10 protein-coding genes are annotated in these 13831 nt (G+C 62.3%); 8 read left to right on the plus strand and 2 right to left on the minus strand.

The window, feature by feature from the left end; genetic code table 11:
* The first annotated feature begins 392 nt into the window (after positions 1 to 392).
* Positions 393 to 5291 carry an alpha-2-macroglobulin family protein gene (locus tag CIB54_RS22450; RefSeq protein WP_101221003.1) on the plus strand — a complete coding sequence of 1633 codons (4899 nt, stop codon included), beginning with the start codon at positions 393 to 395 and terminating at the stop codon, positions 5289 to 5291.
* Positions 5292 to 5367: 76 nt separating this feature from the next.
* Here the strand turns inward: CIB54_RS22450 and CIB54_RS22455 are convergent, their stop codons facing one another.
* Complete coding sequence (locus tag CIB54_RS22455; protein WP_065951435.1) at positions 5368 to 5661, minus strand: hypothetical protein; 294 nt, start codon at positions 5659 to 5661, stop codon at positions 5368 to 5370.
* 90 nt (positions 5662 to 5751) lie between these two features.
* Here CIB54_RS22455 and pbpC point away from each other — a divergent pair, with 90 nt between their 5' ends.
* The 5 genes from pbpC (at position 5752) to CIB54_RS22480 (ending at position 10522) form a co-directional block, all read left to right on the plus strand.
* Positions 5752 to 8082, plus strand: a complete 2331-nt coding sequence (pbpC, locus tag CIB54_RS22460; RefSeq protein WP_065951434.1) for a peptidoglycan glycosyltransferase PbpC — start codon at positions 5752 to 5754, stop codon at positions 8080 to 8082.
* A 160-nt stretch (positions 8083 to 8242) separates the two neighbouring features.
* Positions 8243 to 8551: a MazG-like family protein gene (locus tag CIB54_RS22465; protein ID WP_065951433.1), complete on the plus strand. Its 309-nt coding sequence runs from the start codon at positions 8243 to 8245 to the stop codon at positions 8549 to 8551.
* Positions 8544 to 9293 (plus strand): methyltransferase, encoded by a 750-nt coding sequence (locus CIB54_RS22470; protein ID WP_065951432.1) that lies wholly within the window; start codon positions 8544 to 8546, stop codon positions 9291 to 9293. Before CIB54_RS22465 ends, CIB54_RS22470 begins: the two co-directional genes overlap by 8 nt.
* Before the next feature lie 24 nt (positions 9294 to 9317).
* Positions 9318 to 9920 carry a DUF4136 domain-containing protein gene (locus tag CIB54_RS22475; RefSeq protein ID WP_065951431.1) on the plus strand — a complete coding sequence of 201 codons (603 nt, stop codon included), beginning with the start codon at positions 9318 to 9320 and terminating at the stop codon, positions 9918 to 9920.
* A gap of 44 nt (positions 9921 to 9964) precedes the next feature.
* On the plus strand, positions 9965 to 10522 hold the full coding sequence (locus CIB54_RS22480; RefSeq protein ID WP_065951430.1) for a DUF4136 domain-containing protein: 558 nt from the start codon (positions 9965 to 9967) through the stop codon (positions 10520 to 10522).
* A 345-nt stretch (positions 10523 to 10867) separates the two neighbouring features.
* Here CIB54_RS22480 and CIB54_RS22485 read toward each other — a convergent pair whose 3' ends face one another.
* Positions 10868 to 11785 carry a LysR substrate-binding domain-containing protein gene (locus CIB54_RS22485; protein ID WP_101221029.1) on the minus strand — a complete coding sequence of 306 codons (918 nt, stop codon included), beginning with the start codon at positions 11783 to 11785 and terminating at the stop codon, positions 10868 to 10870.
* A gap of 194 nt (positions 11786 to 11979) precedes the next feature.
* Here CIB54_RS22485 and CIB54_RS22490 point away from each other — a divergent pair, with 194 nt between their 5' ends.
* Together CIB54_RS22490 and CIB54_RS22495 are read left to right on the plus strand one after the other, a co-directional pair.
* Positions 11980 to 12903, plus strand: a complete 924-nt coding sequence (locus CIB54_RS22490) for a DMT family transporter (protein ID WP_198557214.1) — start codon at positions 11980 to 11982, stop codon at positions 12901 to 12903.
* Positions 12900 to 13703 (plus strand): NAD(P)H-dependent oxidoreductase, encoded by an 804-nt coding sequence (locus CIB54_RS22495; protein WP_065951428.1) that lies wholly within the window; start codon positions 12900 to 12902, stop codon positions 13701 to 13703. Before CIB54_RS22490 ends, CIB54_RS22495 begins: the two co-directional genes overlap by 4 nt.
* Positions 13704 to 13831 lie beyond the last annotated feature (128 nt).

A 13831-nucleotide genomic window follows, 5' to 3' on the forward strand; every position in this document is an offset into this window, starting at 1 on the left:
ATGGGCCATCCATGGCCCAGTGCGGCTAACCCGGCGTCCTGCCGGGTTACCCACGGATTCAAGCCTGCGTTCGGCCAGCGTGGTTTAACGGGGCGCCTGAGATCAAGATCAAAAGCAGATCAAGATCAAGAGCGGCTCGCTTCGCATCGTGGTTACGGTGGTGCTACAGAGTTGGGTAGATACGTCAGGCAACTGATTTGTTGCTGATGTACCGCTATCGGGGGCAAGCCCCCTCCCACATTTTGGTCTCCAGCGGCTGTGGGATTTAGCTGGAGCTTGAGTCCCTCCAAGAACCAATCCACCCTCCGTCGGTCAATGTGATCGGCGCCACAGCGGGTTGGTCGGCGCTGATATATAGTTCACCCTCGGTTTCCTCTGACTATGAGTGCCCCATGCTTAACAAAGGATTGTTCCTGGCCTGTGCGCTGGCCCTGCTGAGCGCCTGCGATTCTTCCGATAAACCGTCCGCGCCATCTGCCCCGGCGGCGAGCGTGGCGCCCAAGCCGGCCAAGGCGGCGGTGGATGTGGCGGCGTTGAAGCAGCGTTACGCCGGGCGTGAGTTAAGCGTGGTGGATGTGTCCGAGGTGCAGTTGGATGGGGCCAGCACCTTGTCGGTGAGTTTTTCCATTCCCCTGGACCCGGAGCAGAAGTTCGCCGACAAAGTCCATTTGGTCGACAGCAAGTCGGGCAAGGTCGACGGCGCCTGGGAGCTCTCGGATAACCTGATGGAGTTGCGCCTGCGCCACCTGGAGCCGCAGCGCAAGTTGGTGCTGACGGTGGACGCCGGGGTCAAGGCAGTCAACGCCAACACGCTCGCCGCCGAATACACCGCTCGCCTGGAAACCCGCGACCTGCAAGCCACCGTGGGTTTTGCCAGCCGCGGCACGCTGTTGCCGACGCGCCTGGCCGAGGGCCTGCCGGTGATCGCGCTGAACGTCGACAAGATCGACGTCGAGTTCTTCCGCATCAAGGCCGAGTCCCTGCCGGCATTCCTGGCGCAGTGGGGGCGCAATACCAGTCTGCAGAGTTACGAATCCCGCGAATTGCTGCCCATGGCCGATCTGGTCTACGGTGGGCGTTTCGACCTGAACCCGGCGCGCAACACCCGGGAAACCCTGTTGCTGCCGATCGCCGGCCTCAAGCAACTGCAGCAGCCCGGCGTATATTTGGCGGTGATGCGTGCTTCGGGTACCTACAACTATTCGCAACCGGCCACCCTGTTTACCTTGAGTGATATCGGCCTGTCGGTGCACCGCTACGCCAATCGCCTGGATGTGTTTACCCAGGCGCTGGAGGGCGGCAAGGCGTTGAATGGCGTCGAACTGGAAATCCTCGATGCCGAAGGCCGTGTGCTCGGCCAGGGCAAGACCGAAGACGGTGGCCACGCCGAGTTGCCGCTGCCGAAAAAAGCCCAGGTGTTGCTCGCCAAGCAGGGTGAACAAACCAGTTTGTTGCGCCTGGACAGTGCCGCGCTGGATCTGGCCGAGTTCGATATCGGTGGCCAGCCGTCCCATCCGTTGCAATTCTTTGTATTCGGCCCGCGTGACCTGTATCGCCCCGGTGAAACCGTGCTGCTCAACGCCCTGTTGCGCGACAAGGATGGCAACGCCGTCAAGCCGCAGCCGGTCAGTGTCGAAGTACGGCGCCCCGATGAACAGGTCAGCCGCAAATTCGTGTGGGAGGCCGACGCCTCCGGTCTCTATCAATACCCGCTGCAACTGGCCGGCGAAGCACCGACCGGGCGCTGGCAGCTGGTATTCGACCTGGGCGACGGCAAGCCGCAGCTGTATGAATTCCTCGTCGAAGACTTCCTGCCCGAGCGCCTGGCGCTGGAGCTCAAGGGCAGTGACACGCCACTGAGCCCGGCGGATGACGCGGTTATCCAGGTCAATGGCCGTTATCTGTACGGCGCGCCGGCTTCGGGCAATCGGGTCAGCGGGCAGGTCTATGTGCGCCCGCTGCGCGAGGCGGTAAAAAGCTTGCCGGGCTACCAGTTCGGCTCGGTCACCGAAGAAGAGCTGAGCCAGGATTTCGAACTGGACGAGAGCACGCTGGACGCCAAGGGCCAGGAAGCGCTGACCCTGGAAAGCAAATGGGCCGAGGCCAAGTCGCCGCTGCAACTGATCGTGCAAGCCAGCCTGCAAGAGTCGGGTGGGCGGCCGATCACCCGGCGCCTGGTACAGCCGATCTGGCCGGCCGAGCAATTGCCGGGCCTGCGCGGGCTGTTTGATGGCACTGAAACCAACGGCGACGGCCCGGCGGAATTCGAAGTCCTGGTGGCCAACCAGGACGGTCAGAAACTTGCCGCGCAGAACCTCAAGGTGCGTCTGGTGCGTGAGCGCCGCGACTACTACTGGAACTACTCGGACAATGATGGCTGGAGCTATCACTACAACGAGAAATTCCTCTACCTCGACGAACAAACCCTCGACATCAAGGCCGGCGACACCGCCAAGGTCAGCTTCCAGGTGGAGTGGGGCCCTTACCGCGTCGAGGTCGAAGACCCGCAGACCGGTTTGATCAGCAGCCTGCGCTTCTGGGCCGGCTACCAGGCCCAGGACAACACCGAAGGCGGCGCCGTGCGCCCCGATCAGGTCAAGCTGGCCTTGGATAAACCCGCCTATGCCGATGGCGACACCGCCAACGTCACCGTCACGCCGCCGGCGGCCGGTAAAGGCTACCTGCTGGTGGAGTCCGCCGAGGGCCCGCTGTGGTGGCAGGAAATCGACGTGCCGGCCGAGGGCAAAAGCTTTGCCGTGAAGCTTGACCCGAAATGGTCGCGGCATGACCTGTACGTGAGTGCGCTGGTGATCCGTCCCGGCGAGCGCAAAGCCAATATCACCCCCAAACGTGCGGTGGGCCTGCTGCATCTGCCGCTGGACCGTACCCAGCGCAAGCTCGGCCTGACGCTGACGGCGCCGGAAAAAATGCGCCCCAAACAGCCGTTGACGGTGAAGATCGCCGCCAAAAACGCCGACGGCAGCGTGCCCAAACAGGTGCATGTGCTGGTGGCCGCGGTGGACGTGGGCATTCTCAATATCACCGAATACCCGACACCCGATCCGTACTCCAGCCTGTTCGGCCGCAAGGCCTACGGCGTGGACCAGTTCGACATCTACGGCCAGTTGATCGAAGCCGGACAGGGCCGTCTGGCCAGCCTGGCGTTCGGGGGCGATGCGGCACTGGCCAAGGGCGGCAAGCGCCCGGACACCAGCGTGACCATCGTCGCCCTGCAAAGCGCGCCGGTCACGCTCAACGAGCAGGGCGAGGGCGAAGTCAGCGTCAATATTCCGGACTTCAACGGCGAGCTGCGCCTGATGGCCCAGGCCTGGAGCGATGACCGCTACGGCATGGCCGAAGCCAAGACAGTGATCGCCGCGCCGCTGATTGCCGAGCTGTCGGCACCGCGCTTCCTCGCCGGTGGTGACGAGACGACGTTGGCGCTGGACCTGTCCAACCTCTCGGGCAAGGCGCAGAAGCTGGAGGTGCAACTGAGCGCCGAAGGGCAGTTGGAGCTGGTCAACGGCGGCGCACACAGCGTCGAGTTGAAACAAGGCCAGCGCACCACGCTGCGCATCCCGGTAAAAGCCTGGGGCGGCCTGGGCAACGGCAAGGTCAAGGTGACGGTCAACGGCCTGGATCTACCCGGTGAAAACCTGCCGCCGTTCAGCCGTGAATGGACCCTGGGTGTGCGCCCTGCCTACCCTGCGTTGCTCAAGCATTACCGCGCCGTGCTCAAGGACCAGCCGTGGAGCTTGCCTGCGGGCACGCTGGAGCAGTTCGACAGCGCTGGCAGCGAGGCGTTGTTGAGCCTGTCCAGCCGACCGCCGTTGAACCTCGGCGCGCAGATCAGTGCCCTCAAGGCTTATCCCTACGGCTGCCTTGAGCAAACCGCCAGCGGCCTGTACCCATCGCTGTATGCCGATGACGCGTTGCTTAAACGCCTGAGCATCAAGGGCGAGCCGGATGCCGAGCGTAAACGCAAGATCGAGCTGGGTATCGAACGCCTGCTGGGCATGCAGCGCTACAACGGCAGCTTCGGTTTGTGGGGCGCCGACGGCGAGGAAGAATATTGGCTGACCGCCTATGTCACCGATTTCCTGCTGCGCGCCCGCGACCAGGGTTTTGCGGTACCGGCCGAGGCGCTGAAGAAAGCCAGTGAGCGTCTGCTGCGCTATGTGCAGGAGCGCAACCTGATCGAAGTCGACTACAGCGACAACGCCGAACACACCCGTTTTGCCGTGCAGGCCTACGCCGGCATGGTCCTGGCGCGCAGTCAGCAGGCGCCGCTGGGGGCTCTGCGCAGTATTTTCGAGCGACGCAGCGATGCGCGTTCCGGCTTGCCCTTGGTGCAATTGGCCATCGCCCTGCAGAAAATGGGCGACCAGCCGCGTGCGGACCAGGCGCTGCTCGCCGGCCTGGCCGCGCAGCGCAGCGCCAAGGAATGGCTGGCCGACTACGGCAGCCCGTTGCGCGATCAGGCGATGATCCTGGCGTTGCTGGAAGAAAATGACTTGGCCAAGGGCAAGCGCGAGGAACGCCTGTTCACACTCTCGGACCAGTTGGCGGCCAGCCCGTATCTGTCGACCCAGGAGCGTAATTCGCTGTTCCTCGCCGGGCGGCTCGGGCTCGCCCAGCCAGAGGCGAACTGGCAGGTGTCGCTGACCGGCAGTGGCGGTGTGCGTGAACTGAACAACCAGCAATCAACGCTGCAACTGGATGACAAGCTGCTGACCAGCGACTTGAGCCTGAGCAATCAGGGGCAAACGCCGGTGTACCAGCAACTGACGATTTCCGGTTATCCACAAGTGCCACCGGCAGCGGGCGGTGAGAACCTGAGCATCCGTCGTGAGTACCTGGGCATGAACGGCCAGCCGCTGAACCTGCGTAGCCTCAACAGCGGGGATCTGGTGCTGGTGCATTTGGCGGTCAGCGCCAAGCAACGCGTGCCGGATGCCCTGGTGGTCGACCTGCTGCCCGCCGGCCTGGAACTGGAAAACCAGAACCTGGCCCAAAGCGCGGCCAGCCTGGAGAACGCCAGCAGTCAGGTGAAGGAGTGGCGCGAGTCGATGCAGAACGCGTCGCTCAAGCATCAGGAGTTTCGTGATGACCGCTACGTGGCGGCGATGAACCTGGACGGTTACGGCGGCACGACGCACTTGCTGTACCTGGCACGGGCCGTGACACCGGGCACCTACCGCGTGCCGCCGCCGCAGGTGGAGTCGATGTATCGGCCGAACTGGCAGGCGGTGGGTGACACTCCGGCGGATATGGTGATCAAGGGCCGCTGATCGCTGAAGTTGAAATGGGGATCAATGTGGGAGGGGGCAAGCCCCCTCCCACAGGGATTGTGCGGTGTGTGTGGGATCAGTGCACGACCCAGCTCAACAACCACAGCCCCAGCACCAGCCAGATGATCCCGATAATGACCGAGGCCCGCATAAAGGCGCGTACCGCCGAGTACAGCAGGAGCAACCCGACGATCAGGGTGATGATGCTGATGATCGAGGTGTCCATGCCCAGGGTGCGCGACAAGCCATCGATAAAGTTGCCGCCGGCATGGGTCAAGGCTCCGAACAAGCCGCTCAGACCGTCGACGATAAAGCGGATGACGGAGCCGAGCGCCTGGCCCAACCACTCGAAAAAGCTTTCTACCTGCATGTGCGTGTCCTGATAAGAAGGTGGGCGTAACTGTGCCTTTGGTCGTTGTTGCGACGGGCGAGTTCCCTACAAGCATAGAGGTTTGCCCGGTTGAATTTGCGTTTTGTTGCCCGCTGGACACTGGTGAGCCTGTTGTTGGTCATCGCCCTGCTATGGCTGGCCGACCGTATCTGGCCATTGCCCCTGCCCCAGGACGACCTGGCCCGGGTAGTGCTGGCCGAGGATGGCACGCCATTGTGGCGCTTTGCCGATGCCAACGGCGTGTGGCGCTATCCGGTGCACACCAGTGAGGTCTCGCCGTATTACCTGGACGCGTTGCTGACCTACGAAGATCGTTGGTTCTATCGGCACCCCGGGGTAAATCCGTTGGCGCTGGTGCGGGCGACGTGGCAGAACCTGAGCGGCGCACGGGTGGTGTCGGGCGGCAGCACCTTGTCGATGCAGGTGGCGCGATTGCTCGACCCGCATTCACGCACCCTGCATGGCAAGTTGCGCCAACTCTGGCGTACCGCGCAATTGGAGTGGCACCTGTCCAAGGACGAAATCCTCAACCTGTACCTCAACCGTGCGCCATTCGGCGGTACGTTGCAGGGCGTGGCGGCGGCCAGTTGGGCCTATCTGGGCAAATCCCCGGCGCAGCTGACCCACGCCGAAGCCGCGCTGCTCGCAGTACTGCCCCAGGCACCGAGTCGCTTGCGCCCGGACCGTCACCCGCAACGCGCCCAGCAGGCCCGGGACAAAGTGCTACGGCGCCTTGCCGAGTTCCAGGTATGGCCGCAATCGGCGGTCGATGAGGCCCTGGAAGAACCGCTGCTGCTCGCGCCGCGCCTGGAACCGAGCCTTGCCCCCTTGCTCGCGCGCCGCCTGAACCGGCCGGACAGCCCGCCATTGATCCGCACCACGGTGGACGCCACCCTGCAACGCCGCCTTGAAGACCTGCTGCTGGGATGGCGTGCGCGTTTGCCTGAGCACACCTCGGCGGCGATCCTGGTGGTGGAGGAGGAAACCATGGCCGTACGCGCCTACCTAGGCTCGGTGGATATCAATGACGCCAAGCGCTTCGGCCATGTGGACATGATCAACGCGCTGCGCTCGCCCGGGTCCACCTTGAAACCCTTCCTCTATGGCATGGCCCTGGATGACGGCCTGATTCATTCCGAGTCCCTGCTGCAGGACGTGCCGCGACGCTATGGCGATTACCGGCCGGGCAATTTCTCCATGGGGTTTACCGGGGCGGTGCCGGCGAGTACGGCGCTGTCCAGCTCGCTGAACCTGCCGGCGGTGCAATTGCTGGAAGCCTACGGGCCGAAACGCTTTGCCGCGCAGATGCGCATCGGCGGCATGCCGCTGGCGTTGCCGGCGTTGGCCGAGCCGAACCTGGCGTTGATCCTGGGCGGTGCGGGCAGCCGCCTGGAAGAGCTGGTCAGCGGCTACAGTGCATTCGCCCGCGACGGCAAGAGTGCCACCCTGCGCCTGCAGCCGGATGACGCGCTGCGCGAGCGCCCATTACTGTCGCCAGGGGCAGCCTGGATCGTGCGACGCATCCTCAGTGGCCAGGCGCGCCCCGATCGCGACCCACGGGCCGAGCTGGTGCAACGCCCGACGCTGGCCTGGAAGACCGGCACCAGCTATGGCTTTCGTGATGCCTGGGCGATTGGTGTCGGTCCGCGTTATCTGATCGGCGTCTGGATCGGCCGGCCGGACGGCACGCCGGTGCCGGGGCAGTTTGGCCTGGCGTCGGCCGCGCCGTTGATGTTGCAGGTGCATGACGTGTTGACCAACCGCGACAGCCAGCGCGGCATCAGCGCGCCCGTCAAGGCCGTGCCGGCCAATGTGGGCGTGGCGGCAATCTGTTGGCCGCTGGGCCAGCCGATGAATCGCAGCGATCCCAATTGTCGTCGCCAGCGTTTTGCCTGGACACTGGACAACACCACGCCGCCGACTTTGCAGGCATTGGATCAGCCGTTGAGCGTGGGGTTGATGGAAAACCTCTGGATCAACGCCAAGGGCTTGCGCGTGGACGCCCATTGCCCTGGCGCCGAACCGAAGCCTATCGCCCTGTGGCCGGCGCCGCTGGAGCCCTGGCTGCCCAGGGTGGAGCGCCGTGAAGCACGCATCCCGGCCGCCGACCCGGATTGTCCGCCACCGGCACTGGCCGCCGCTTCGCCGTTGTCCATAGTGGGGGTGCGCGAGGGCGACCAATTGCGTTTGCCGGCTGCCAGCCAACAAGCGCTGCGCCTGAAAATCTCCGCGCTGGGCGGTAGCGGGCGGCGGTGGTGGTTCCTCAATGGTGCGCCTTTGGGCGATAGCGCCAATCAGGACAGCATCAATGCCAGCTTTGAGCGCTTGGGGCGCTATCAGCTCAGTGTGTTGGATGAGGCCGGGCAGACTGCCAGGCTTGAGTTCAGCGTCGTTGATTAGGGCCTTATCGGGGGCAAGCCCCCTCCCACATTTGAACAGTGTTCACAGCTCAAAATTGTGGGAGGGGGCTTGCCCCCGATGAGGCCCTCAAGATCCACACCGCTATTCACTTGCCTTCACTCCCCATCCCCCTGAAGCTATACACACTCAGGAGCCCCCAATGAACCTCGAACACCTCACCGAACGCCTGCACCGCATCCGCGATGCCAACGACTGGAAGCCGTTCCACAGCCCGAAAAACCTGGCCATGGCCGCCAGTGTGGAAATGGCCGAACTGGTCGAGATTTTCCAATGGCTGACCGAAGACCAGTCGCGCCAATTGCCGGCCGATAAACTCGCGCATGCCGGCCAGGAAGTCGGCGATATCGTGCTGTACCTGCTATTGCTGTGCAGTGAGCTGGGCCTGGACATGAACGAGGTGGTGCGCGCCAAACTGGCCGACAGCGAACGGCGGTTTGCCCATGAGTGACCGGCATTTCGATCAGTTGGCCACGCGCTTCGCCGAGAAAATCTACGGCGGCGCCAAGGGCGCGATTCGCCTGGCGGTGTTGCAGGCCGATCTCACCGAGGCGTTGCCGGATCGCCCGTTGCGCGTGCTGGATATCGGCGCGGGGTTGGGGCATATGGCGTTGTGGCTGGCCGAACGCGGCCATCAGGTGACCCTGGCCGAGCCCGCCGCGCCCATGCTCGAAGGCGCGCGCCAGCGTTTCGCCGACGCCGGGCAGAGCGCCACGTTCATCCATGCGCCCTGGCAAGACTTGCTTGGCCAGCTCACTGAGCCCTACGACCTGGTGCTGTGCCACGCCGTGCTGGAATGGCTGGCCGAACCCCATGCGATCCTGCCGGTACTGCATCAATTGACGCTGCCCGGCGGTTGGTTGTCCCTGGCGTTCTATAACCGCGATGCGCTGATCTATCGCAACCTGCTCAAGGGCCACTTTCGCAAGATGCGCAAGAACGATATGGCCGGCGAAAAACAGAGCCTCACGCCGCAACAGCCGCTGGACCCTCGGGAATTGGCGGCGCAACTCGAAGGGTTGTGGCAGGTCGAAAGCCAAAGTGGCGTGCGCGTGTTCCACGACTATATGCCGGTGGAATTCCAGGCGCGCGCCGAGCTGCAGGATCTGTTGGAGATGGAGCTCGCTCACCGTCGTCACCCAAGCTTTGCCGGACTTGGGCGTTATTTGCACTGGGTTTGCCGTCCGGTCTAAGCGGCCCAGTCTGCGGAGGTCGAAATGCGTCGTCTCTGTTTGATCCTGTTGTCTCTTGGGCTGAGTGCTTGCTCCAGCCCTAACCCTTACGTGGCCGCGTCGGCGCCGATGCCGCCGGCCCCGGCCCAGGCGGCCAGTACCTTTGATGCCAGCGCTTACCCGGCGCCGGTGCGCGACTATGGCGCCTACCGCAATTGGGCCTGGCGCAATGGCCAGCTGCCGGCGGGGACCGCCTGGGCGGATTCGGCCCAGGTCGCCGAAGCCGTGAGCGGGGCGCTGGACCAGCGTGGCCTGCGCCCCGTGCATGACACGCGTGCGCCGGACCTGCTGGTCAGCGCCGACGTGCGCCTGGAGAAGCGCCTGCGCCAGGTCCAGGACGATTATGGCTACGGTTATGGCGGCTACAACCGCTATGGCAATGGCTACGGCATGTACAACTCGGTGCCGGTGGTGCGTACCTATGAAGTGCAGGTCGTGGTGGTGCGAGTCAATCTGTTCGACGCCCGCAGCGGCCAGCCGGTGTGGAGCGCCAGTGCCGAAACGGGCAGCCAGGGCAGCCTCAGCGAGCGCGCCGATGCGTTGCGCCAGGCGGTGCAGAAGGCAATGACGGCGTATCCTCCGCGTTAACCGCTATTCTCAACTGAAGCCGGACCGATCATCGGAGAACCCTCATGTTTCGTCGTATCGCTACGCTTGCCGTTGTCCTGCTGCTGGGCGGTTGCCAGAGTAATCAGGTCAACCATGACTTTGACGCCAGCCGCGACTTTGGCGCTTACCGTAACTGGGCCTGGAAAGAGCCGGCGCTGCAATACCGCCCGGATGACCCGCGTATCAAGAGCGACCTCACCGAACAGCGCATTCGTCAGGCTGTGGGCGAGCAGCTTGACCAGCGCGGTCTGCGCCCCGCCGGGCCCGGCAGTAAGGCCGACCTTTCTGTGCAGGCCTATCTGATCGTCGAGGACCGCCAGCAACAGGTCACCACCAATTACGGCGGCGCCTGGGGCGGGCCGTGGAATGGCTACTGGGGCGCGCCGATGTACAACGAAACGCGCAGCATCTCTTACAAAGTGGCGACGCTGCAGATTGATTTGCTCGACGGCAGGGACGGCAAGTTGGTGTGGCGTGGCAGTGATGAGCAGATCATGGCCAGTTCGCCGAACCCGCAGGACCGCAGCAATGCCATCCGCAGCACGGTGGCGAAGATCCTCGCCAATTATCCGCCGCGCTGATGTTGGGGAAAGGGACCTGCTCCGGTGACGGCCTTCCGGCCTCCTCGGTCATAATGTGGGAGGGGGCTTGCTCCCGATGGCGACCTCTGGGCCGACCAGGATGCTGGGGCAGATCGAGTACATATCCATTCCTGCGGTAACGGCGGCTAACCCGGCGTCCTGCCGGGTTACCCACGGATTCAAGCCTGCGTTCGGCCAGCGTGGTTTAACGGGGCGCCTGAGATCAAAAGCCAGATCAAGGTCAAGATCAGGATCAAGAGCGGCTCGCTTCGCATCGTGGTTACGTTTGGGCGCTGCAGCGTTGTGTGATATCTATGCCTGATGGCAGCCTGCCAGCAGGTTGGATCAGGCCGAATGCTGCGCTACGTCGCAAAGCCAGCGGCGCAGCAACTGGGCTGCCTCACCTAGCACCACATCCTTGGCCTGCACCAAATAATAGCCCTTGCCAGTCTTCAGTACAGCGTCAAAGACCGGTACGAGAAGGCCTCGTTGTACGTCTTCTTCCACCAGCCATGGGCTGGTGAGCACTAAACCCTGATTGCGGCGCGCCGCGTCGATGGCCAGCTCAGACTGATCGAATTTGAGGCTGCTGGAGAAGCTATCAGGGGAGATACCGACCGATGATAGCCATTGAGACCAGTGAGCATGGGACGTCGTATAGAGCAAGGTTGCTCCCGGCAAACAATCAAGGCTGTGCAACTGGAGCCGTTCGCGGTAAGCCGGGCTGGAATAGACCCTCACCTCGTCCGGCAAGAGCAGTTCTGCGTCCACATCACTGCCATATCCATCGAAATGCCGCACCGCCAGGTCGCAGGTAGCGTCATTGAAATCCACGGTATCGGTGGAGGCGCTCAGGTGCAGTTGCACCTCTGGATGACGCTCCGTGAACAATGGCATTCGCTTGGCGAACCAGGAACTGGCGAACGCCGGCGGCAGGCTTAACCGTACCTGCCTGTCTCGAAGACCCCGGACGGCCAGGTTGGCGGTCTCCAGCTGGCGAAGAGCTGGCTTTACCTGCTCCCAGTAGCTCAGCGCTTGAGCCGTTGGCTGCAGCCTGCGCACACTGCGTACAAACAGGGGCGTTCCCAGCCAGTCTTCCAGCTTGCGGATCTGTTGCCCTACCGCTCCCGGCGTAACGAACAGTTGGCTTGCAGCAAGGCTGACACTGCCGGTGCGCATGACCGCGTCAAAGCAAGCGATGGCCCTGAGGGGCGTATCAGCTCTCATGGCGTAGTTTTTCTCTCTTATAGACTGAAAACACATGATTTGTAGCGGCTTTCGTACTTTCCCACAATCGAATTCCACCACAGCGCACAACGAATCCTGTTGCAGCTGCTGATGGGGCAACGGGTGGTCGGCTGTCTGGCAGGCCAAGTGAGGAATAAATGGTTGTCTCTATCAATGATAAAAGGTGCCAATAAGTGAGGAAGTCAGTAGATGGCGCTGCCACGGCGATCATGGTGCTGCTGTGTCTTATTTGGGGTGCCCAGCAGGTGGCAATGAAGGCCGTTGCTGGTGACATAGCACCTGTGATGCAAGTCGCTGTTCGTTCCGGAGTCGCTGCAGCCCTGGTCTGGCTAATCGGAAAATGGGTCATGCGGGAGGTGTGGTTGACAGGCGTCTGGTACCGCTCCGGAATGGTCGTGGCTGTTCTGTTCGCGGGTGAATTTCTGTTCATCGCGCAAGGGTTACGCTGGACTAGTGCTTCGCATATGGCGGTTTTTCTCTATACGGCTCCCTTGTTCGCCGCCATTGGTCTGCACCTGCGTTTGCCGGAGGAGCGTCTTGGCGCGATTCAGTGGTTGGGTATGTCTCTGGCGTTCGCAGGGATTGTCATCACCTTTCTCATGCCGCGCGCTGGGTCAGCCATTCAAACCACCAACGCCAACAGTCTCCTGGGTGACCTGCTGGGCTTGTGCGCGGGCGCTACGTGGGGATTTACGACGGTAGCGGTGCGTACCAGTCGCCTGAGTGAAGCTCCCGCAACCCAGACCCTGTTTTACCAACTGGCAGGTGCCTTTTTCCTTCTGCTGCCGTTGAGCCTGCTAGCGGGCCAAAGCTCAATGACCTTTTCAAACGGTGCAGTGGCCAGCCTGGTGTTCCAGACATTAATCGTGTCAGTAGCAAGCTACTTGATCTGGTTCTGGATGCTTCGTCGCTACCTCGCGGCTCGCCTTGGAGTGCTGGCCTTCATGAGTCCGCTGTTTGGCGTACTGATGGGTTATCTGTGGCTCGCAGAGCAGACGAGCTTCGGATTTTTGCTGGGCGCAAGCCTGACGATTGTCGGCCTGCTCGTGGTGAACCTCAGCAAAGCGGTGGGACAGACTCGGGGCGACAGTTACCCAACATCCAAAAATCCCAAGGAGAAGATGCAGTCATGAAAACGTTAATCGTGTTGGCGCACCCGGAACCACGCTCTTTCAACGCTGCTTTAAAGAACGAAGCTGTCAAAACGCTGCGCGAACTCGGTCACCAGGTTCAGGTGAGCGATCTCTACGCGATGAATTGGAAGGCTGAGCTGGGTATCGATGACTTCCCCGATAATCGCGCCGATCCTGACTATCTCGATCTTTCCCGCGAGCAAGAACATGCGGTTGCAAACGATTCCCACACCGACGACGTCAAGGCTGAGCAATCGAAGGTCATGTGGGCTGACCTGGTGATTTTTCAGTTTCCTGTGTGGTGGTTTTCGATGCCCGCCATTCTCAAGGGCTGGGTAGACCGGGTGTTGAGCCGGGGGTTCGCATACTCATCAGGGCACAAGTATGGATCGGGACTCCTCAAGGGAAAGAAGGCCATGCTTTGTCTCACCACGGGCACCGCAAGCAGTCTTTACACACCTGCGGGCATTGATGGCGACTTGCATCACATACTCTGGCCTATCCATAACGGCATTCTGGCCTATACCGGATTCACCGTGCTTCCCCCGTTTGCTGCATGGGCGCCGGCGCAGCTCAGCGCTGACGAACGTCAGCACTATCTGAATTCATATGCCGACTACTTGCGCAACCTGGAAGCGGTGCAGCCGCTGTTTTTTCACCCTCGTGAAGACTATGACGACAACCAGCAACTCAAACCCGGGATTGAGGCCCGCTCGGGTGTGCAGTGGAATCCCCGTGCACAACAACGTTTTGAACAGGCTGCATCCCGTTTTTCAGGGCATCCAAAGTCCACAACCTGACGTCGGCAGGAAGCGGCAGAAAAGCTGGCGGCGTGAGAACCGAAGAGAATGTCCGAAATGACTGCACCCGTTCAAACCCTCTTCCACATTGACCATTGCCAGCCGCCACTCTTGTCTACACTCATCCA

This window comes from Pseudomonas fluorescens (assembly GCF_002837185.1).
GTDB classification, from domain to species: Bacteria; Pseudomonadota; Gammaproteobacteria; order Pseudomonadales; family Pseudomonadaceae; genus Aquipseudomonas; species Aquipseudomonas fluorescens_AM.